Annotated in this window: 16 protein-coding genes; 15 read left to right on the forward strand and 1 reads right to left on the reverse strand. The window is 74.7% G+C overall.

Annotated features, from left to right (window positions below):
• Window positions 1-267: 267 nt before the first annotated feature.
• The 5 genes from EV374_RS27880 (at window position 268) to EV374_RS27900 (ending at window position 6,038) form a co-directional block, all read left to right on the forward strand.
• On the forward strand, window positions 268-957 hold the full coding sequence (locus EV374_RS27880) for a hypothetical protein (protein WP_132240135.1): 690 nt from the start codon (window positions 268-270) through the stop codon (window positions 955-957).
• Between the two features lie 145 nt (window positions 958-1,102).
• Window positions 1,103-2,908, forward strand: coding sequence for an aspartate--tRNA ligase (aspS, locus tag EV374_RS27885; RefSeq protein ID WP_132240136.1), 1,806 nt, complete (start codon window positions 1,103-1,105; stop codon window positions 2,906-2,908).
• Window positions 2,909-3,072: 164 nt separating this feature from the next.
• Window positions 3,073-3,885 (forward strand): sugar nucleotide-binding protein, encoded by an 813-nt coding sequence (locus EV374_RS27890; RefSeq protein ID WP_132240137.1) that lies wholly within the window; start codon window positions 3,073-3,075, stop codon window positions 3,883-3,885.
• 228 nt (window positions 3,886-4,113) lie between these two features.
• Entirely contained in the window at window positions 4,114-4,692 is a 579-nt protein-coding gene (locus EV374_RS27895) for a helix-turn-helix domain-containing protein (protein ID WP_132240138.1), read from the forward strand.
• The gene (locus EV374_RS27900) at window positions 4,689-6,038 is read left to right on the forward strand and encodes an MFS transporter (RefSeq protein ID WP_132240139.1); all 1,350 of its coding nucleotides are present in this window, start codon (window positions 4,689-4,691) and stop codon (window positions 6,036-6,038) included. The genes EV374_RS27895 and EV374_RS27900 overlap by 4 nt, the downstream gene beginning before the upstream one ends.
• A 114-nt stretch (window positions 6,039-6,152) precedes the next feature.
• On the opposite strand, the gene EV374_RS27905 is transcribed toward EV374_RS27900, so the two are convergent.
• Complete coding sequence (locus tag EV374_RS27905; protein WP_132240140.1) at window positions 6,153-6,893, reverse strand: GNAT family N-acetyltransferase; 741 nt, start codon at window positions 6,891-6,893, stop codon at window positions 6,153-6,155.
• A gap of 165 nt (window positions 6,894-7,058) precedes the next feature.
• Between EV374_RS27905 and EV374_RS27910 the strand changes: the two genes are divergently transcribed.
• The 10 genes from EV374_RS27910 (at window position 7,059) to EV374_RS27955 (ending at window position 20,238) form a co-directional block, all read left to right on the forward strand.
• On the forward strand, window positions 7,059-7,280 hold the full coding sequence (locus EV374_RS27910; RefSeq protein WP_089000992.1) for a hypothetical protein: 222 nt from the start codon (window positions 7,059-7,061) through the stop codon (window positions 7,278-7,280).
• A 76-nt stretch (window positions 7,281-7,356) separates the two neighbouring features.
• Window positions 7,357-8,862, forward strand: coding sequence for a replication-associated recombination protein A (locus EV374_RS27915; protein ID WP_132240141.1), 1,506 nt, complete (start codon window positions 7,357-7,359; stop codon window positions 8,860-8,862).
• Between the two features lie 2,714 nt (window positions 8,863-11,576).
• Window positions 11,577-12,200, forward strand: a complete 624-nt coding sequence (locus EV374_RS27920; protein WP_132240211.1) for a hypothetical protein — start codon at window positions 11,577-11,579, stop codon at window positions 12,198-12,200.
• A gap of 149 nt (window positions 12,201-12,349) precedes the next feature.
• Window positions 12,350-12,811 (forward strand): DUF948 domain-containing protein, encoded by a 462-nt coding sequence (locus EV374_RS27925; protein ID WP_132240142.1) that lies wholly within the window; start codon window positions 12,350-12,352, stop codon window positions 12,809-12,811.
• Between the two features lie 28 nt (window positions 12,812-12,839).
• Window positions 12,840-13,145, forward strand: coding sequence for a hypothetical protein (locus tag EV374_RS27930; protein WP_132240143.1), 306 nt, complete (start codon window positions 12,840-12,842; stop codon window positions 13,143-13,145).
• Window positions 13,142-15,820, forward strand: a complete 2,679-nt coding sequence (gene alaS, locus EV374_RS27935) for an alanine--tRNA ligase (RefSeq protein ID WP_132240144.1) — start codon at window positions 13,142-13,144, stop codon at window positions 15,818-15,820. Before EV374_RS27930 ends, alaS begins: the two co-directional genes overlap by 4 nt.
• Before the next feature lie 73 nt (window positions 15,821-15,893).
• The gene (ruvX, locus tag EV374_RS27940) at window positions 15,894-16,355 is read left to right on the forward strand and encodes a Holliday junction resolvase RuvX (RefSeq protein WP_132240145.1); all 462 of its coding nucleotides are present in this window, start codon (window positions 15,894-15,896) and stop codon (window positions 16,353-16,355) included.
• On the forward strand, window positions 16,352-17,557 hold the full coding sequence (mltG, locus tag EV374_RS27945; RefSeq protein ID WP_132240146.1) for an endolytic transglycosylase MltG: 1,206 nt from the start codon (window positions 16,352-16,354) through the stop codon (window positions 17,555-17,557). Before ruvX ends, mltG begins: the two co-directional genes overlap by 4 nt.
• On the forward strand, window positions 17,557-18,384 hold the full coding sequence (locus tag EV374_RS27950) for a shikimate dehydrogenase (RefSeq protein ID WP_132240147.1): 828 nt from the start codon (window positions 17,557-17,559) through the stop codon (window positions 18,382-18,384). Before mltG ends, EV374_RS27950 begins: the two co-directional genes overlap by 1 nt.
• A gap of 153 nt (window positions 18,385-18,537) precedes the next feature.
• The gene (locus tag EV374_RS27955; protein WP_132240148.1) at window positions 18,538-20,238 is read left to right on the forward strand and encodes a CBM96 family carbohydrate-binding protein; all 1,701 of its coding nucleotides are present in this window, start codon (window positions 18,538-18,540) and stop codon (window positions 20,236-20,238) included.
• Window positions 20,239-20,381: the final 143 nt, after the last annotated feature.

Consider the following 20,381-nt stretch of genomic DNA (forward strand, 5'->3'; position numbering starts at 1 on the left):
GATAGCGTGCGGGCTCAGCCGGTGAGCACTGGCGGCCCGGCGATGACGAATCGACCTCTGCCATTGCAGGAGGTGGTAGGAGTGAAGCAGCCCGACCCCTCGCGGGAGCCGTCCGCGAATCCTCCGGCGACGTCGCATCAGCCCGGCACGACGCCTCCCTCGCCGCCACTCGGCGGCACCGGGGTCCCGCCGCCGTGGCCGCCGAGCGCAACGCGCGCCCCGTCCGCGCCGCCACCGGGCGGTACTCGGGGCAACCGATTCGGCGCGGTGGTGCTCGGCATCGCGGTGCTGGCCCTGCTGGCGTCGTTCGGTTCCGCCGTCGTCTCCTGGCGGGCGCTCGACCAGGCGCGCACGGCGCGCGACATCGCGTCGGCCCGCTCGCCGCTCGTCGCGACCACCGCCACGCCCACCAGCTCCGAGTCGTCCTCCCGCCCGTCGTCGAGTGAGCCGCCGGAAACACCTGACGGCGGAGGCGGGCCGGGGGAGGCGCCGCGCCCGCCGGGGCAGCCTCCGGTGCTCAACGAGCGGACCGTCTACCAGGAGAAGTACGAGGCGCAGAGTCTGACGCTCAACCCGGCGAAGTGCTTCGCCGAGATGTACGTCGATCTCGATGAGCCGCGGGCGAACGTCGGCCTCGGCAGCTCCGATCTGACGTTCAGTCCGGACTGCCAGGCGGGAGCGCCGTACGTGCAGTTGGGCGCGGGCGTGGACGGCAGTGAGGCAGCGCGCGCCGGTATGCGGCCGCAGGAGTGCGCGGACGCGATCCGCGCCGCGCCGATCGCCGAGAATGCGGAGGTGCCGCTGCGCAAGGGCACCTGGCTCTGCGTCAGCACCAGCTACGCCAAGGCCCGAGAGCGGCGCGACGACTGGCGGATGGTGCTGGTCGAGGTCGTCTCGATCAGCAATGAGCGCTCGGTCGTCCTCCGGGCCACCGCCTGGAACATCCCGGAGGACTGAGGCTGGGGTATGCCGCCGTCGTCGGCGGAGTCGACGGACCACCCGACGCGGAGCACGGACCCTCACGGGTGGCGCGGACTCACGTCCGGCAGGGCTGACAGAATGCCAGGGGTAACGGTGTACCGCAGATGAGGAGACGCGAGTCGTGATCCGTACCCATGACGCCGGCAGCCTGCGCGCGACGGACGCCGGCACCACGGTGACGCTCGCCGGGTGGGTGGCCCGCCGGCGCGACCACGGCGGCGTGATCTTCGTCGACCTGCGCGAGGCGTCCGGCGTGGTCCAGGTGGTGTTCCGCGAGGAGGACGCGCACGCGCTGCGCAACGAGTTCTGCGTCCGCGTGACCGGCGAGGTGACCCGCCGCCCCGAGGGCAACGAGAACCCGGAGCTGCCGACCGGCGAGATCGAGGTGACCGCCGCCGAGCTGGAGGTGCTCTCCGAGGCGGCGCCGCTGCCCCTGCCGGTGGACGACCAGGTCGAGGCCGGTGACGACATCCGGCTGCGCTACCGCTACCTCGACCTGCGCCGCAGCGGCCCGGCGAAGGCGATGCGGCTGCGCTCGCGCGCCAACCAGCTCGCCCGCACGGTGCTGCACGAGCGGGACTTCCTGGAGATCGAGACGCCGACGCTGACCCGGTCCACGCCGGAAGGCGCCCGCGACTTCCTGGTGCCGGTGCGCCTTCAGCCCGGCAGTTGGTACGCGCTGCCGCAGTCGCCGCAGCTGTTCAAGCAGCTGCTGATGGTCGGCGGCATGGAGCGGTACTACCAGATCGCCCGCTGCTACCGCGACGAGGACTTCCGCGCCGACCGGCAGCCGGAGTTCACCCAGCTCGACATCGAGATGTCCTTCGTCACCGAGGACGACGTCATCGACCTCGGCGAGGCGATCGTCTCGGCGCTCTGGAAGGACCTGGCCGGCCACGAGATCTCCCGGCCGATCCCGCGCATCACCTGGCACGACGCGATGGCCCGCTACGGCTCCGACAAGCCCGACCTGCGCTACGGCGTCGAGCTGACCGAGCTGACCGACTACCTGCGCGGCACCGAGTTCCGGGTCTTCGCGGGCGCGATCGACGCGGGCGGCTACGTCGGCGCGGTCGTCATGCCCGGTGGCGCGGCGCAGAGCCGCAAGGAACTCGACGGCTGGCAGGACTGGGCCAAGGCGCGCGGCGCGCGCGGCCTCGCGTACGTGGTGCTCGACGCCGAGACCGGCGAGGCGCGCGGGCCGGTGGCGAAGAACCTCTCCGCCGAGCACCTGGGCGGGCTCGCCGACGCGGTCGGCGCGAAGCCGGGCGACGCGGTCTTCTTCGCCGCCAGCACGAACATCCGCGAGGCGCAGGAGCTGCTCGGCGCGGCCCGGATCGAGATCGCCAAGCGGGCGGGCCTGGTCGACGAGAGCGCCTGGGCGTTCTGCTGGGTGGTCGACGCGCCGATGTTCGAGAAGACGGACGAGGGCGGCTGGACGGCCGTGCACCACCCGTTCACCTCGCCGAACGCCGAGTGGGTCGACCGGTTCGAGGAGGCGCCGGACCGGGCGCTGGCGTACGCGTACGACATCGTCTGCAACGGCAACGAGATCGGCGGCGGCTCGATCCGTATCCACCGGGGCGACGTGCAGAAGCGGGTCTTCGAGCTGCTCGGCATCACCCCCGAGGAGGCGCAGGACAAGTTCGGCTTCCTGCTGGAGGCGTTCAAGTACGGCGCCCCGCCGCACGGCGGCATCGCGTTCGGCTGGGACCGGGTCTGCATGCTACTCGCCGGGGCGGACTCGATCCGCGAGGTCATCGCCTTCCCGAAGACCCGGGGCGGCTTCGACCCGCTGACCGGCGCGCCCACGCCGATCACCGGCCAGCAGCGCACCGAGGCCGGCATCGACGCCAAGCCGAAGCCGCAGGCCGCCCCGCACACCGGCACGGCCGGCCCGGCCGCCCCGGTCTCCGACCCCACCTGATCCCACCCGCCTTCCCCCTTCGAGCCCGAGCCCGAGATCGAGCCGGGGCCCTCGCCCCGGCTCGTCCTCGTGTGTCGATCAAGAGGTTTGCGTCATGATCTGCGCGACGACATGACGCAAACCTCTTGATCGTCTGTGGGAGGGAAGAGCGGAGGGGGCGGGACATGAGGCTGCTCGTGGTGGGAGCCAGCGGGTTTCTGGGCGCCCAGGTGTGCCGGCAGGCGGTGGGTGCCGGCTGGTCGGTGGTGGGGACGTACCACTCGGGCCCGGTCGAGGTGCCGGGCGTCGAGACGCGCCGGCTCGACGTGACGGACCGGACCGCCGTGCGCGAGCTGGTCGCCCGGGTCCGCCCCGAAGCCGTGGTCGGCACCCCCTACCGGTACGGCGATTGGGCAGTCACCGCCGACGGGGCCGCCCACGTCGCGTACGCCGCCGCCGAGGCGGGGGCGCGGCTCGTGCACGTGTCCAGCGACGCCGTGCACGCCGGCCGCCCGGAGCCGTACGCCGACGACGAGCCGCCCAGCCCGATCTTCCCGTACGGGGCGGCCAAAGCGGCGGCCGAGACCGCCGTCCGTGTCCTCGACCCGGGCGCGGTGCTGGTGCGTACCTCGCTGATCGTCGGGGAGGGGAGCAAGCAGATCCAGCTCTGCCGCGAGGCGCTCGCCGGCCGGGCGAGCCTGTTCACCGACGAACTGCGCTGTCCGATCGACGTCACCGACCTGGCCGCCGCCGTGCTGGAGCTTCTCGGCACCGACTACGCCGGCCCGCTCAACGTGGCCGGTCCGGACGCGGTCAGCCGCGCGGAACTGGGCCTGTTGGTCGCCGCGCACGCCGGCATCGACCCGGCCGGCATGAAGACCACCTCCGGCGCCGCTGCCGGCGTGCTCCGCCCCGCGGAGGTGCGCCTCGACTCCACCCGCGCCGCCGGGCTGCTCGGCACCCGCCTGCGCGGGGTGCGCGAACTGCTCACCCGCTGACCCGCCCGGGACGACCCGCCCGGGACGACCCGCCCGGGACGACCGGCCCGGGACGACCGGCCCGGGACGACCGGCCCGGGACGACCGGCCCGGGACGACCGGCCCGGGACGACCCGCCCGGGACGACCCGCCCGGGACGACCCGTGCCGGGTGCGCACGCCGTCGTCGATGCACACTTTCTGTGCAGAACTCTTGTGCACAGAAAGTGTGCACAGGTATTGTGCGTTCATGGAGAACGCACCGCGCGCCGTCCACCTCGACAATCGGCAGGTCCGCGTCCTGGCCCATCCGCTGCGGATGCGGCTGCTCGGCACGCTGCGGGCGGACGGGCCCGCGACCGCCACCACGCTGGCCGAGAAGCTGGACACCAACACGGGAGCGACCAGCTACCACCTGCGGCAGCTCGCCGAGGTGGGGCTGGTGACGGAGGACCTCGACCGGGGCACCGGGCGGCAGCGGTGGTGGCGGGCTGCCCACGACATCAGCAACTTCGAGCCGACCGACTTCGACGACGACCCGGACGCCCGGGCGGCGGTGCAGTGGATCCAGGCCGACCAAGTGCGGCTGCTGGCCGAGCAGGCCGAGCGCTGGATGGCCGCCGAGCACGGCTACTCCCGGCAGTGGCGCGACGCCGCCGGCATGAGCGACGTGCTGCTGACGCTCGGTCCGGCGCGGCTGCGGGCCCTCAACGACGAGATGTGGCAGCTGCTCGAGCGCTACCGTGACGAACCGGTGCCCGACGAGCCGGAGGCGGAGTCGGTGCTCGTCTTCCTGGCCGCGTTCCCCCGGGTGGAGGGGAAGCGGTGAGCACCCTCTCCGTACGCCAGATCCGGCGCCGCTACCTGGTGCTGCACGGGCTGCGCTGGCTGCCCACCGGCCTGCTGGTCCCGGTGATGATCCTGCTCATGCAGGAGCGCGGCCTGACGCTGTCTGAGATCGGGCTGGTCACCGTCGCCCAGGGTCTGGTCGTGCTGGCCCTGGAGCTGCCCACCGGCGGCCTCGCCGACGCCCTCGGGCGCCGCCCGGTCCTGGTGGTCGCCTGGCTGATCAACCTCGCCTCGCTGGCGATCTTCGCCGTGGCCGACTCGTTCGCGCTCTTCCTCCTGGTCTGGGCGTTGCAGGGCGTCTTCCGGGCGCTCGACAGCGGCCCGATGGAAGCCTGGTACGTCGACGCCACCCTCGCTGCCGACCCCGACGCCCGCTACGAGCCGGGCCTGGGCCACGCCGGCACGGTCGTCGGCGTCGCCATGGGCGCGGGCGCCCTGCTGGGCGGCGGCCTGGTCGCGCTGGGGCCGGTCGGGCCGGTCAGCGCGCTGACCGTGCCGGTGCTGGTCGCGATAGCGCTCCAGGCGGTGGCCCTGGTCGCCCTGCTGGTGCTGCTGGCCGAGGTCGCTCCGGGCAGGGGCGTCGGCGCGCTGCGGGCGTCGGTCGGCGAGGCGCCGCGGATGGTCGGTCAGGCGTTCGGGCTGCTGCGTCGCTCCCGTGTGCTGCTGGCGTTGGTCTGCGTGGAGCTGTTCTGGGGCTTCGGGATGGTCACCTTCGAGTCGCTGCTGCCGGTCCGGCTGGCCGAGGTGGTCGGTGACCCGGACCGGGCGGCGGCGCTGCTGGGGCCGGCCAGTTCGGCGGCCTGGCTCGCCGGCGCGGCCGGTGCGGCGCTCACCCCCCTGCTGCTGCGGTGGCTGGGCGCCGCGCCGAGCGCCGCCCTGCTGCGGATCGTGCAGGGCGCGACCATCGTCGGGATGGGGCTGCTGGCCGGCCCGGTCGGGGTGCTGGTCGCCTACCTCGCCTGCTACACGGTGCACGGCGCGTCCAACCCCCTGCACATGGGATTGCTGCACCGGCAGGTCGACGGCCCGTACCGGACCAGCGTGATCTCGCTGAACTCGATGATGGCCCAGCCCGGCTTCGCCCTCGGCGCTGTCGGGCTCACCGCGCTCGCCGACGCCGTCAGCGTCAGTGCCGCGATGCTGGTCGGCGCCGTCGTACTGGCGCTCGCCGCCCCGCTCTACCTGCCCGCCTGGCGGGCCGAGCGACGGAGGCCGTCGGGCCCGGTCAGGCACGACGCCGCCGATCCGGAGCGGCCCGCGGATCGCGCCGCTGACATGGCCCTGACGAGCGGGAACGCCGACGGCGGTCGGGAAGCGTCCGCCTGACGTCCGCCGGGGGCGGCGGGTGGTCGCCCCCGGCGGTGCGGAACGGGACGATGCAGGGGCGGCAACGATGCACGAGCGACGGTCCCCGCGCCGACCCGGGCCGTGCCGCGCGTCTCAGGCCAGGTGCACCGAGCTGCGGGCCAGCGCGCCGCTGAAGCCGAGCCGCCGGTAGAGCCGGATCGCCCCGACGTTGACGCTGTAGACGCCGAGCGCCACCGTGTCGTGTCGGGCGAGCAGGGCCCGGGTCATGGCGGCGGTCAGCGCCGCGCCCAGCCCCCGTCCCCGCCGGTCGGGGGCGACGGTCAGCCCGGCGAGGAAGCCGACGTCGCCCCGGCTGCGGTCGGCGCCGCAGGCGACGATCCGGTCGCCGTCGCGGATGCCGTACCAGTCGACGATCCTCGGGTCGCCCGGTCGCGAGGTGGTGCTCGGGAACGCCTCGTCGATCAGGGCGGTCAGCGCCGGGTGGTCGACCCCGGTGAGCCGGACCACCCGCTCCTCGTCGGGCTGGCGCGGCGGCGCGGCGGCGCTCCACAGGAAGTCCCACTCGTCGTGCCGGGCCACCGCCAGCCGGCCGGGCAGCGCCGCCGGGTCGAGCCGCGGCAGGTGCAGCCACTGGCCCGGCCGCAGCGCGCCCCGCGCGACCAGGTCGGCGAAGACCTCGACCGCCGGCCCGGGGGCGCCGATCGCGCCGCCGCGCGGGCCGTGCTCCGCCGGTAGCAGCCAGCCGACCGCGTCGTCGCGCCGCCAGCCGCGCGGGACCTCGTCGCGGGCGAGCGCGTGCCGGACGTACGGGTGGTGACCGGCGGCCGCCAGGATGGCGTGCCGCCCCTCCAGGACCTGGTCGGCGATGATCACGTCAGCAAGCCTAGGACGGTCTCCGGCCTCCTGCCGGCGGACCCCGGTCTCCGGTCGCCGCCGAAGCCGGCCGGAGACCGGGCTGCTCCACCGTGGAGATTGGCGGGCGGACCGATTGGGTACATCCCGCGCCGACCCACTGGGAACCCCCACCGGAGGAACGTCATGCTCGCCATTCTCGCGGCGGTCGTTTTCGGCTTCGCCCTGCTCATCGACCTGCTGGACACCAATTTCGGTGCCCCGGACCTGTTCAACTGGAACACCCTCGTACTGATCGGCCTGCTGCTGCTCTCGCTGTACCTGGCCGGGGTCGGCCGCGGCCCGCGCGGCGGTGGCGGCGGCGGTGGCGGCCGCTGGTACCGGGGCCGGCGTCCCGGCCGCGGCTGACCGTAACCGATCATCACGGGCCCGGCCCGACGGCGCGCTTCCGGCGCCGTCGGCCGGGCCTTGTACTGTTCCCCTGATGGAGTCCGACGCCCTCTTCTCCCTCGGTGAACCCGCCGGAGCGCCCCCCACGCCCGCGGGTTCCGTCGGTGTGGACGGGTTCACCGCGGTGGGGGAGGACTCGCCGCTGCCCGTCCGGATGCGCCCGCGCAGCATCGACGAGCTGGTCGGTCAGGATCACCTGCTCGCGCCCGGTGCCCCGCTGCGCCAGCTCGTCTCGGCCACGGCGCCGATGTCGGTCATCCTCTGGGGTCCGCCCGGCAGCGGCAAGACGACCATCGCGCACCTGGTGGCGCGGGCCACGGACCGCCGGTTCGTCGCCATGTCGGCCCTCACCGCCGGAGTCAAGGACGTGCGCGCGGTGATCGAGACCGCCCGCCGCCAGCGCCGCTCCGGCGGCCCGCAGACGGTGCTCTTCATCGACGAGGTGCACCGGTTCAGCAAGACCCAGCAGGATTCGCTGCTCGCCGCCGTCGAGGACCGCACGGTCACGCTGCTCGCGGCGACGACCGAGAACCCGTACTTCTCGGTCATCTCGCCCCTGCTGTCGCGGTGCGTGCTGCTCACCCTCCAGCCGCTGGACGACGCGGCGGTGCGCGACCTGCTGCGCCGCGCGGTCGCCGACGAGCGCGGCCTCGGCGGCGCGCTCACCCTCGAGACCGAGGCCGAGGACCATCTCGTACGCCTCGCGTCCGGCGACGTACGCAAGGCGCTGACGGCGCTGGAGGCGGCGGCGGGCTCCGCCACGGCCCTCGGCGCCGGGCGGATCGACCTCGCCACCGCCGAGCAGGCGGTCGACGTGGCCGCCGTGCGCTACGACCGGGCCGGCGACGCCCACTACGACGTGACCAGCGCCTTCATCAAGAGCATGCGCGGCTCCGACGTGGACGCCGCGCTGCACTGGCTGGCCCGGATGCTGGTCGCCGGCGAGGACGCGCGGTTCATCGCCCGTCGCCTGGTCATCTTCGCCAGCGAGGACGTCGGCATGGCCGACCCGTCCGCGCTGAGCGTGGCCACCGCCACCGCCCACGCCGTGGAGTACGTCGGGCTGCCCGAGGTGCAGCTCAACCTCGCCCAGGCGGTGATCCACCTGGCCACCGCCCCGAAGTCCAACTCGGCGACCACCGCGATCGGCGCGGCCATCGCCGACGTGCGGGCCGGCCGGGGCGGGCCGGTGCCGCGCGGGCTGCGCGACGCGCACTACTCGGGCGCAAAGGGGCTGGGGCACGGGACCGGCTACCGCTACCCGCACGACGACCAGCGCGGCGTGGTCACCCAGCAGTACGCCCCCGACGACCTCGCCGGCACCGACTACTACCGGCCCAGCCAGCACGGCGTCGAGCGCTCGGTCGCCACCCGGCTGCCGCTGCTGCGCCGTATCGTCCGGGGGCTGCCCGCGCCGGCCGCGCCCTCGGCGGCGGGGGCCGGGAGCGGTTCGGCGGACAACGGCCGGCGGCAGACGGACACGGGCGGCGCCGACGCGGCGCGAGAGGGCGGCAGTGACACCGCCGGGGAGGGTCAGTAGTGAAATCGCGTGGTTCGGAGCGACCGGAGGACGGCCCCGAAGAGCGGCGCGACTCCCGCGCCAAGGGGCGCCGCTGGGGACGGGGTAAGGCCGAGGCCGAGCCCGAGGAGCCGATCAGCGGCGAGGAGTTCGGCTGGATCGACGACCTGCGCTCGGCCAAGCAGCAGCGCACCGAGCTGGGGCCGGGCGGGCTGGAGCCCGCCTCGCCTGCCGGCGCCCGTCCGGGTGACCCGACGGCCCCCCGCCCTGCCGGGCTGCCGCCCCACCGTGGCCCCGGTCCGGCCGCCGCACCCCCGGTGCGCCGGGGCGAGGCGGAGCCGCCGCGCTCCCGTCCGGTGGACGGACCCTGGCCCGGTTCGCCGGAACCATCCCGGCCGGCCGGTCCCGCCGCCCCCGAGGCCGTCCCCCCGCACCAGCCCGTCCGCCGCCCCCCGGCGGCCGTTCGTCCGCAACCGGGCCCGGACGGCCCGGACCGGCGGCCACGCCCCGTTCCGGGCACCCCGCCGGGTCCGCAGGCGGGCGCACCGGCCGGTCCCGCGACGGGCCCGCAGGCGACCCCGCCGGCCGGCCCGCAGCGGGCTTCCGCACCGCATCCGCACGCCGGTTTCCCTGCGCATCCGCAGGCCGGCTTCCCGGCGGCTCCGCAGGCCGAGCCGCGGACCGGGCCGCAGCCCGGTCCGGCCACCGGCCCCCAGGTCGGGCCGCCTCCCGGCGCGCACGCCGGCACGCCGACCGGACCGCGTCCCGGTGCGCCGGTGCCCCCGGACGTGCCGCACCCGGCGGGCCGGCGCCCCGACGGCCGCGCGGCGGTGCCGGGCGGTACGCCGCCACCGGCGGCCGCCGGGCGGCCGGGCGGTGCCGTGGGCGCCGCCCGGGTCGGCGTCCCGGCCCCCGGCACCCCTCAGCCACCCGCCGGTCCGCCGACCGGCGAGCTGCGCGGCGCCCCCGCCGACGGACGCGATCCCCGGTCCGGCCGGATGCGGCGGGGCCCGGTCGACGCCGGTGTGCCCGTCCCGACGGACGGCACCGGATCCGTGCCGGCGGCCGCCCCGCCGATGCCCGACGGCGACGGCACCGACCGGGGCCGACGCCCCGCTGCGCCGGCCGGCCGACGCCGCGCCGCCGAGGAGGACGCGCCGCCGGCACCCCGCCCGGGCAGCGCCCCGCCGGTGCTGCGCTCCGGCAATGCCCCGCCGGTACCGCGTTCCGGCAACGCCCCGCCCGTGCCCGGCGCGCCCGCCGCGCCTCCCGGCGTCGGGGTGCAGCCGCCGCACGGTTCCGCGCCGCGCGGCCGACGCGCCGCACCCGACGACGTCGAGGTCGCGGGTCGGGGCCGGCGTGCGGCCGGCGACGAGGAGACCTCCGGCCGGGCCGGACGCGCCACGGGCGGCGGTCAGCCCCCCGCGCGCCGTGCCGACGCCGTCCCGCCTCCGGGCGGCCCCGTGGCCCCGGACGAGGCGGAGAACCCGCCGCGCCCGGCCGACGGGGAAGCGGGGCGCCGCCGACCCGGTGACTCCCGGCCCGGCCGACCGGAGCGCCCCGCCGACTGGCTGCGGCAGGCCGGCCGGGCACACCACACCGACCCCGCCCTGCCGACGGTCAAGCGGTCGGTGCCGCCCGCTGCGGGCGGTCCGTCGCCGGTGCCGCCCGGGCCGCAGCCGCGCGGCGCCGAGACCGGCGACGTCCCGCCCGGCCGGGCGCGGCCCGGCGCGCAGCCGCCGCGACCCGCCGACGCCACCGAGCCCGGACGGCCGGCGGGCCGGGCCCGGCCCGCCGGCGAGTCGCCCCGGGCCGCCGACCCCGGGCCGCCGGCCCGAGGCGCCGCCCGCCCCACGCCGGCCGGTGCACCGCCGCCGCCCGGCGCCCCGACTCCGGCCGGCCGGACCCACCCCGACCCGCCCCCGGCCGGACCCGCGCGGGGCGCCGCGCGTCCCGACGCCGGCCCGGCGGGTCCTGCCCTGGGCGCCGCGCGTCCCGATCCCGGTCTGGCGGGTCCGGCGCGGGGTGCCGCGCGCCCTGATCCTGGTCTGGCGGGTCCTGCGCGTCCCGATCCCGGTCTGGCGGGTCCGGCGCGGGGTGCCGCGCGTCCCGACCCTGGCCTGGCGGGTCCCGTCCGGGGTGCCGCGCGCCCCGACTCCGGACCGGCGGGTGCCGCGCGGCCCGTCGCACCGCCACCCGGGGCCGCCGGCGCGGCGTCCGTCGCCGGGCCCTCCCCGGCCGCCGCGAACCCGAGCGCGCCGCCCGGCCCGCGCCGCCCCGGGCCCGGCCCGGCGGGCCCCGCCGGTCCGGGGACGCACCCGCCCGCACCGCGGGGAGCCGAACAGACCTCGTCCGGCCCGACCGCCACTGCGCCGGGCCCGGCCCGGCCCGAGCCGACGTCCGGCGCGGGCCCCCGACCCGGCCCCGGCGCTCCGTCCGGCGTCGCCCGGGCGGCCGCCCCGGCGCCCCGCCCCGGGCCCGAGGACCGCGCCGCCGGACGGGCGATGCCGCCGCACCGCGAGCCGGGGCGGCCCGAGCCGTCTGGCGTCGCGCCGGTGCCACCGCCCGGGGCCGCGGGCGAGCCGGTGGTGGCGCGGGCCGCCGCGGCTGTCGTACCACCCGTCGAGCCGGCGGACGGACCGGCGCTGCGCCGGCCCGCGGAGCCGGAGTCGCCGGACGACGACTCGGCCGGCCCCGGCGGGCTGCGCGGCGCGCGGTCCGAGCTGCGCCGCCGGATGCGTGAGCGGCGGCGGCTGCGGATGGGCATCCTCGCCCTGGTCAGCGTGGTGCTGCTCGGCGCGGTCCCGCTCTACTTCGGCATCCGTACGCTCAGCCGCGATCCGGTCTTCGACACCCTCGACGAGTTGGACGTGCCGGGCTGGGCGGCGGTGCAGACCGTCGACGACGTCAGCGGCAGCCGGTGGTGCCTGCTCGACTGCCGGCTCCGCGAACGCACGGCCACCTCCGAGCGGCCGCCGGCGGAGACGGCACAGGTCTACGAGCGGGCGCTGGCCGACGACGGCTGGCAGCCGTGGAAGGTGACCCGCTGCCCCGAGCAACCCGCGAAGGGGAGCTACACGTGCTGGCGCCGGGACGAGCTGACCCTCGACCTGTGGGTACGCGAGCCCGCCTGCGTGCCGCCGCCGGTGGACGGGGAACCGGCGGTCGTGCCGTCGCCCGAACCGGCGACCGCTGCGGAGCAGTGCTCCGGCTCGTTGGTGTCGGTGAAGGTCCGCAACGCGATCGACGACGAGCGGACCCGGCCCCAGCCCACCACCGACCCGTCACTCACCGGGGAGGATCCCTTCCCGACGGTCAGCGAGGATCCGCTCGCGACGCCGACACCCTCACCGTCCTGAGCCGGTTTCCATCACGGACGGTAGGGTCTGGGGCTGGCGGACCGCCAGCCCCCGCCGGCCCCTCGCGGGTGCCGGGCGGTGGTGTGGGCAGGACGGTCGCGCGTTGCGGGGGCGTCGGGTTCCCGGAACTCTGCTTGAGGAGGACAGGCGTGGGCTTTTTCGAGGTCGCGGCGCTGATCGCGGCGATCGCGTTCGCGATGCTGGTGTTGATCCTGACGCTGCCCATCCTGCGGCTGCGGCACACCGTGGACGCCACCACCCGGATGATCAACGACCTGAACGACCGGACCGGGCCGCTGCTGGGCGACGTGAACACCACGGTGAAGAACGTCAACACCGCCCTGGAGCAGGTGCAGACCTCCCTGGACGGGGTCAACCTCCAGCTCGCCAAGGTCGACACCATGACCAGTCACGCGCAGAACGTCACCGCCAACGTCGCGAACCTGGCGACCGTCGTCTCCGCCGCCGCCGCCAACCCGTTGGTCAAGGTGGCCGCCTTCGGCTACGGCGTACGCAAGGCCGCCTCCGCCCGGCGGCACGCCGAGACCGAGCGCGAGGTGCGCGACACCATCAAGCAGCAGCGGCGGGCCGCCAAGCGCGGCAACCGCTGATCCGGCACGACCAGGAGGAGCTTCGGAGATGAGGCGGTTGTTCTGGCTCGGCATCGGGCTGGCCGTCGGCGTGGTGGTGGTCCGCAAGGCCACCCGCACCGCACAGGCGTACACCCCGGCCGGCATCGCCAGCACGGTGACCGAATCCGCTGGCGGGCTGGCGGAGTCGCTGCGTAGCTTCGTGGAGGACGTCCGGATCGCGATGGCCGAGCGCGAGCAGGAGATCCACGAGGCGTTCGCCCAGGGCGAGGCGTTCGACGACCAGTTCGCCGAGCTGCGGGAGGACCCGCGCATCGGCGACCGAGAGATCTTTCCGGAGGAACACCAGCGATGAAGACGGCGGAGATCAAGCGGCGGTACCTCGCCCACTTCGAGGCGAACGGTCACACCGTGGTGCCGTCCGCTCCGCTGCCCGCCATCAGCGACCCGAACCTGCTGTTCGTCAACGCCGGCATGGTGCAGTTCGTGCCCTACTTCCTGGGGCAGCAGACCCCGCCGTACCGGCGGGCGGTCAGCGTGCAGAAGTGCATCCGTACGCCCGACATCGACGAGGTCGGCAAGACCAGCCGGCACGGCACGTTCTTCCAGATGAACGGCAACTTCTCCTTCGGTGACTACTTCAAGGACGGGGCGATCCCGCTCGCCTGGGACCTGGTCACCAAGTCCCAGGAGCAGGGCGGGTTCGGCCTGGACCCGGAGCGGATCTGGCCGACGGTCTACCTCGACGACGACGAGGCGTTCGAGATCTGGCGCTCGGTCGGGGTGCCGACCGAGCGGATCGTGCGCCGGGGCAAGGCGGACAACTTCTGGTCGATGGGCATCCCCGGCCCGTGCGGCCCGTGCTCGGAGCTGTTCTACGACCGTGGCCCGGAGTACGGCCGAGAGGGCGGCCCGGCGGTCGACGAGGACCGCTACATGGAGTTCTGGAACCTCGTCTTCATGCAGTTCGAGCGCGGCCCGGGCACCGGCAAGGAGGACTACCCGATCCTCGGTGACCTGCCGGCGAAGAACATCGACACCGGCATGGGCCTGGAGCGGATGGCCTCCATCCTCCAGGGCGTCGACAACCTCTACGAGATCGACGAGGTCCGGCCGATCCTCGACCGGGCCGCCGAGCTGACGGGCAAGCGCTACGGTGCCCGGTCCGGCCAGGTCGCCAGCGAGTCGCACCCGGACGACGTGCGGCTGCGGGTGATCGCCGACCACGTGCGTACGGCGCTGATGCTGATCGGCGACGGGGTCACCCCGAGCAACGAGGGGCGCGGCTACGTGCTGCGCCGCATCATGCGTCGGGCGATCCGGTCGGTGCGGCTGCTGGGCTGGCAGGAGCGGGCGCTGCCCGAGCTGCTGCCGGTGGCCCGGGACTGCATGGCCCCGTCGTACCCGGAGCTGGCCGCCGACTTCGACCGGATCGCCGACTACGCGTACGCGGAGGAGGACGCCTTCCTGTCCACCCTGCGGGCCGGCACCACGATCCTGGACACGGCCATCGCGGAGACCCGCACGGCCGGCAAGCCGGCGCTGTCGGGTGAGAAGGCGTTCCAGCTGCACGACACGTACGGCTTCCCGATCGACCTGACGCTGGAGATCGCGGCCGAGCAGGGCCTGGCGGTCGACGCGGAGGGCTTCCGCCGGCTGATGGCCGACCAGCGGGCGCGCGCCAAGGCCGACGCCCAGGCGCGCAAGACCGGGCACACCGACCTGTCGGCGTACCGGTCGGTGCTCGACTCGGGCGGCCCGGTGCGGTTCACCGGCTACGGCGAGGTGTCCCGGGAGTCGACGGTGCGGGCGGTGCTCGGCGTCGACGGCCCCCGCCAGGCGGCGGTCGAGGGCGACACGATCGAGCTGGTGCTCGACGCGACCCCGTTCTACGCCGAGGGCGGCGGGCAGCAGCCCGACCTCGGCATGATCACCGTCGGTGGCGGCCAGGTCGAGGTGCTCGACGTGCAGCAGCCGGTGCCCGGCCTGATCGTGCACCGCGCCCGGGTGCTGCGGGGCGAGGTGCGGGCGGGGGAGACCGGCTACGCCGAGATCGACACCACCCGCCGGCGGGCGATCTCCCGGTCGCACACGGCGACGCACCTGGTGCACCAGACGATGCGCAACTTCCTCGGCGAGTCCGCCACCCAGGCCGGTTCGCTGAACGCCCCGGGGCGGCTGCGCTTCGACTTCAACACCCCGACGGGTGTGGCGCCGAGCGTGCTGCGCGACGTCGAGCAGCAGGTCAACGAGGTGCTCCTGGCCGACCTGGAGGTGCACGCCTTCATCACCTCGCTGGAGGAGGCGCGGCGCATCGGCGCGATGGCGCTCTTCGGCGAGAAGTACGGCGAGGAGGTGCGGGTCGTCGAGGTCGGCGACTACGCCCGCGAGCTGTGCGGCGGCACCCACGTCTCCCGCTCCGGCCAGCTCGGCCTGGTGAAGATCCTCAACGAGTCGTCGATCGGCTCCGGGGTGCGCCGCGTCGAGGCCCTGGTCGGCATGGACGCCTTCAACTTCCTGGCCCGGGAGCACCTGCTGGTCTCCCGCCTCGCCGAGCTGTACCGGGTGCCCAGCGACCAGGTCGCCGACCGGGTCGAGCAGACCGTGACGCAGCTGCGCGACGCCGAGAAGGAGCTGGAGAAGCTGCGGGCCCAGCTGGTTCTCGGTGGCGCGGCGGCGCTCGCGGCGCAGGCCAAGGACGTGGGTGGGGTCGCGTACGTGGGCACCGAGGCGCCGGAGGGCGCGGCCGGCAACGACGTGCGTACCCTCGCCCAGGAGGTCCGGGGCAAGATCGACCCGGCGCGGCCGGCGGTCGTCGCGGTGGCGGCCCGGGCCAACGGCAAGGCCTCGCTGGTCGTCGCGGTGAACCCGGCGGCCCGCAGCCGGGGTCTGGCCGCGTCGGACCTGGTCAAGGCGGCCTTCTCCGGGCGCGGCGGCGGCAGCCCCGACCTGGCCCAGGGTGGCGGCCTGCCGGCCGCCGAGGCGCCGAACCTGCTCCGTACGGTCGAGAAGGCGATCGCCGACGCGTGATACGTGCTCGCAGCGGCCAGGGCGGACCCGCGTGGTCCGCCCTGGTTCGCCGTTTCAGGGGGAGTCACCGACCGTGAGTGAGTTGTCCCGGGGTGTCCGGCTCGGGGTGGACGTCGGGCAGGTCCGGGTGGGGGTCTCCCGCTCGGACCCGCACGGCGTGTTGGCCACCCCGCTGGTGACCCTCGCCCGCGACCTCACCGCCGCCCCGGACGCGGTGCCGGCCGACATCGTCGCGCTCGCCGCGCTGGTGGCCGAGCACGAGGCGGTGGAGGTCGTCGTCGGCCTTCCAGTCAATCTCGCCGGCAAGCACGGTCCCGCCGCCGTACACGTGAAGGCGTACGCTGGCCGACTGGCTGATGTAATAGCGCCCGTTCCGGTGGCGCTCACCGACGAGAGGATGTCCACGGTCGTGGCGTCTCGTAGGCTTGCCGAGCGTGGGGTCCGAGGAAAACGGCAACGAGCGGTGGTCGACCAGGCTGCCGCGGTGGAGATTCTGCAGAGCTGGCTGGACGCGCAGCGGAGGCGGACGCGATGATGGACGATCTTGACCTCGGGTTCGACGAGCAGGACCGGGGGGAGAAGGGCAAGCACCGGCGCGGCGCGGTGCGCAAGCGCAAGGACGGCTCCGGCGGCGGTGGCGGGCGGGGCAAGACGGTCCTGGCCCTGCTGCTCGCCATCGTCCTGCTCGGCGGGATCGGCGGCGGTGCCTTCTACGGCTTCGACCGCGTCCAGGGCTACTTCATGACCCCCGACTACGACGGTGCGGGCACCGGCGAGGTGACGGTCGAGATCAAGCAGGGCGCGCTGCTCGCCGACATGGCCAACGCGCTGGTCGCCGCCGACGTGGTGAAGAGCGCCAAGGCGTTCATCGAGGCCGCCGAGGGCAACGCCCGCAGCAAGAACATCCAGCCGGGCACCTACAAGCTGCGTAAGCAGATGAGCGGCGAGAGCGCCGTCACCGCGATGCTCGACCTGAAGAACCGGGTCGTCAACGGGGTCACCATCCCGGAGGGCCGGACGGCGAAGAACGTCTACAAGCTGCTCTCGGAGAAGACCAAGATCCCGGTGAAGGACTTCGAGGCGGCGGCGAAGGACCCGATCGCGCGGGGCGTGCCGGACTGGTGGTTCAAGCGCACCGACAACAAGAAGGTCAAGCCGTCGATCGAGGGCTTCCTCTACCCGGACACCTACGAGATCCCGCCGAAGGCGACCGCCGAGACCATCATCGAGCTGATGGTCGAGAATTTCCTCAGCGTGACCAGCGAGATGCAGTTCGCCGACCGGGTGCAGAAGGAGCGCGGCGGCATCAGCCCGTACGAGGCGCTGATCGTCGCGTCGCTGGCGCAGGCCGAGGCGGGCAACAAGGACGACCTGGGCAAGGTCGCCCGGGTGGCGTACAACCGGGTGTTCGGCGAGTTTCCGTGCAACTGCCTGGAGATGGACGTCACGGTCAACTACTACCTGGAGCTGACCGGGCAGAAGACCAAGACCTCCGCCCAGATGACCGAGGATGAGTTGCTCGACACCAAGAACCCGTACAGCCGCAAGCTGCGCGGTCTGGTGCCGACGCCGATCAACAACCCGGGCAAGCAGGCCATGGAGGGCGCGATGGACCCGCCGCCCGGCAAGTGGCTCTTCTTCGTGGCGATCGACAAGGAGGGGCACTCGGCCTTCGCCGACACGATCGAGCAGCACGAGCGGAACAAGGTCAAGGCCAAGGAGGCCGGGGTCATCTGATGACGGCCGCACGCCGGGCGGGGGTGCTCGGCACGCCGATCGCGCACTCCCTCTCCCCGGTGATCCACAACGCCGGCTACGCGGCGGCGGGGTTGACCGGGTGGTCGTACACCCGGATCGAGTGCGCGGCGGCGGAGCTGCCGGACGTGGTCGCCGGCCTCGGCCCGGAGTGGGCCGGGCTGTCGGTGACCATGCCGGGCAAGGAGGCGGCGCTCGCGGTGGCCGACGAGGTCTCGCCGGTCGCCGCCGCCGTCGGTGCCGCCAACACGCTGGTACGCCGCCCGGACGGCTCCTGGTACGCCGACAACACGGACGTGGTCGGCATGGTCGAGGTGCTCACCGACGCCGGGGTGCGCCCGGGCGCGACGGTGACGGTGCTGGGCGCGGGCGGCACCGCCCGCGCGGCGGTGGCCGCGGCGGGGCGGCTCGGCGCCCGCGCGGTGACCGTGGTGGCCCGCCGCCCGGCGGCCGTCGAGGAACTTCGCCCGGTGGCCCGCGCCGTCGACGTGCCGATGCACGCGGCGGCCTGGGACGAGGACGCGGCGACCCACCTCGGCGCCGAAGTCGTGATCTCGACCGTGCCGAAGGGAGTCGCCGACCCGCTGGCCGTCGCAGCGGACTGGCGGCCCGGCACGGTGCTCTTCGACGCGCTCTACGACCCGTGGCCGACGCCGCTGGCCGCGTCGGCCGAGGCGGCCGGCTGCCGGATCGTCTCCGGCCTCGACCTGCTCCTGGCCCAGGCGGTGGGCCAGTTCGAGCACTTCACGGGCGTCGCGGCGCCCCGGGCGGCGATGGCCGCCGCGCTCGCCGCCGCCCGCGCGATCTGAGCGCTCAGACGGGACGGATGTGTCCCCTGTGGCCATCCGGTGCATCCTTAGGCGACGGTTAAGACGCGCTTAGGTCCGGCTGTCGTCCCCACGTCACGCCGTGGCCGTGGTTACGCTGCTGACCGTCACCGCCCGACACACAGGGAGTTCACCTTGGCTCGGCACGGACTGCACCGCCTCACCCGGCAAGCCGGCCCTCGGCGCAAGGCCGTCGTCCTCGGCGTGGCCGGCGCCACGGTGGTGGCCGGCATCGTGGCCACCACGATGCCGCTGCTGGCCGCCGACGATCTGTCGATCCCGGCGACCGCCGACACCACGGCGACGATGGTGTCGCAGGACGGCGACAACGGGGCGAAGACGACGCTGGCGACCTGCGCGGTCCGCTGCGACGACAACCCCCGGGGCGGCCGGGAGGCCGTCGTCCAGTTCGCCGTGACCACCCTGCCGGCGACGGCGGTCAACGTGCGGGCCACCCTGCGGGTGCACGCGTGGCAGGAGTTCCCGGCGACCGTGACCGCGCACGCCTCCACGGTGGACGCCCGCGCGGCCCGGCCGACGCCGGCGCTGCCGGGGGCGGTCCTCGACACCGTCTCGGGTGTGGAAAAGGGCTTCAACGAGTGGGACGTCTCGGCCCTGGTCAAGGGCAACGGCACCTTTACGGTCTCGCTCGCACAGACGGGACTGGAGACCCGGATCTACTGGGCGTCGACGGAGAACCGCAATCCCGACCTGCGCCCGCGTCTGGAGATCCGCTACGACGTCGGCGCCCGGCCCACGCCGGTGGTGACCAGCGCCGCGCCGTCACCGAGCCGGACGGTCGCGCCGAGCCCCGCGCCGAAGCCGTCGCCCAGCGCCAGCCCCACCCGCGCCACCCCGAGCCCGTCGGCGAGCCCGTCGGCCGGTACGGACCGCTGCGGCGCGGTGTCGAGCAGGCTGGTGCCCTCCTGCGGCGCCTGGTGGGGGATGTACTCGCCGTCGAACGCCGGTGACGGCTGGGACCACGGCGCCGCGGTCGCGGACGTCGAGGCGCAGGTCGGGCGCAAGTTCGACATCGTGCACCGCTACCACGACTTCTCCAACGCCGGCAGCAACGGCGCCTTCCCCGACGCCTACCAGCGGCAGCAGATGCGCGAGGGGCGGCTGATGTTCTTCGCCTGGGAGTCGCGGATCTTCTCCTCCGGCACGGTGCTGACCTGGCAGGACGTCTACAGTGGCCGGTACGACGCCACCATCGACGCGGTCGCCGGCCGGATCCGCGACACCGGCGTGCCGGTGTTCATGGGCTTCGACCACGAGCCGGAGGACGAGCCGGCCAAGGGCAGCGACGCCGACTTCGTCCGTGCCTGGCGGCACGTGCACGACCGGTTCGCCAAGGCGGGCGCCGACAACGCGGTGTGGGTGTGGACGATGATGGGCTGGTCGGGCCACTACGACCGCTACGCCGGCCTCTATCCCGGCGACCGGTACGTCGACTGGGTGGGCTACGACCCGTACAACTTCCACGTCTGCAACGGCAGCAAGGTCTGGAAGAGCCCGGCCACCACCATCGGCGGCTTCTACCGCTGGCTGGACGAGAACCGCCTCGGGGCCGGCAAGCCACGGATGCTCGCCGAGTTCGGCACCAACTTCGACGCGGCCGACCCGGACGCGAAGCGGCGCTGGTTCGAGGAGTTCCCGGCGGCGCTGAAGGCGCACCCGAAGATCAAGGCGGCGATCTACTTCAACTCCCCGGGGATGACCCGCCGGTCGGACACCTGCGACATGACCATGAACCACGACGCCGCGTCGGTGGCGGGGTTCGCCCGCGCCGGGCGCGACAGCTATCTGCGGCAGCCCACCGGGGGCGCCCGCTGACACCGCGCGTTCACACTTCGGCCCACGGTGATACGGGCGAGTCGGACATCCGACTTGCTGTGTGCGGTGTCATGTTGCTGATGCAGTGACCGCCCAATCGGCGGATATCGCCGGCCTGGGTCGACCAGGCACGCTACGCGGGT

The organism is Micromonospora sp. CNZ303 (assembly GCF_004345505.1).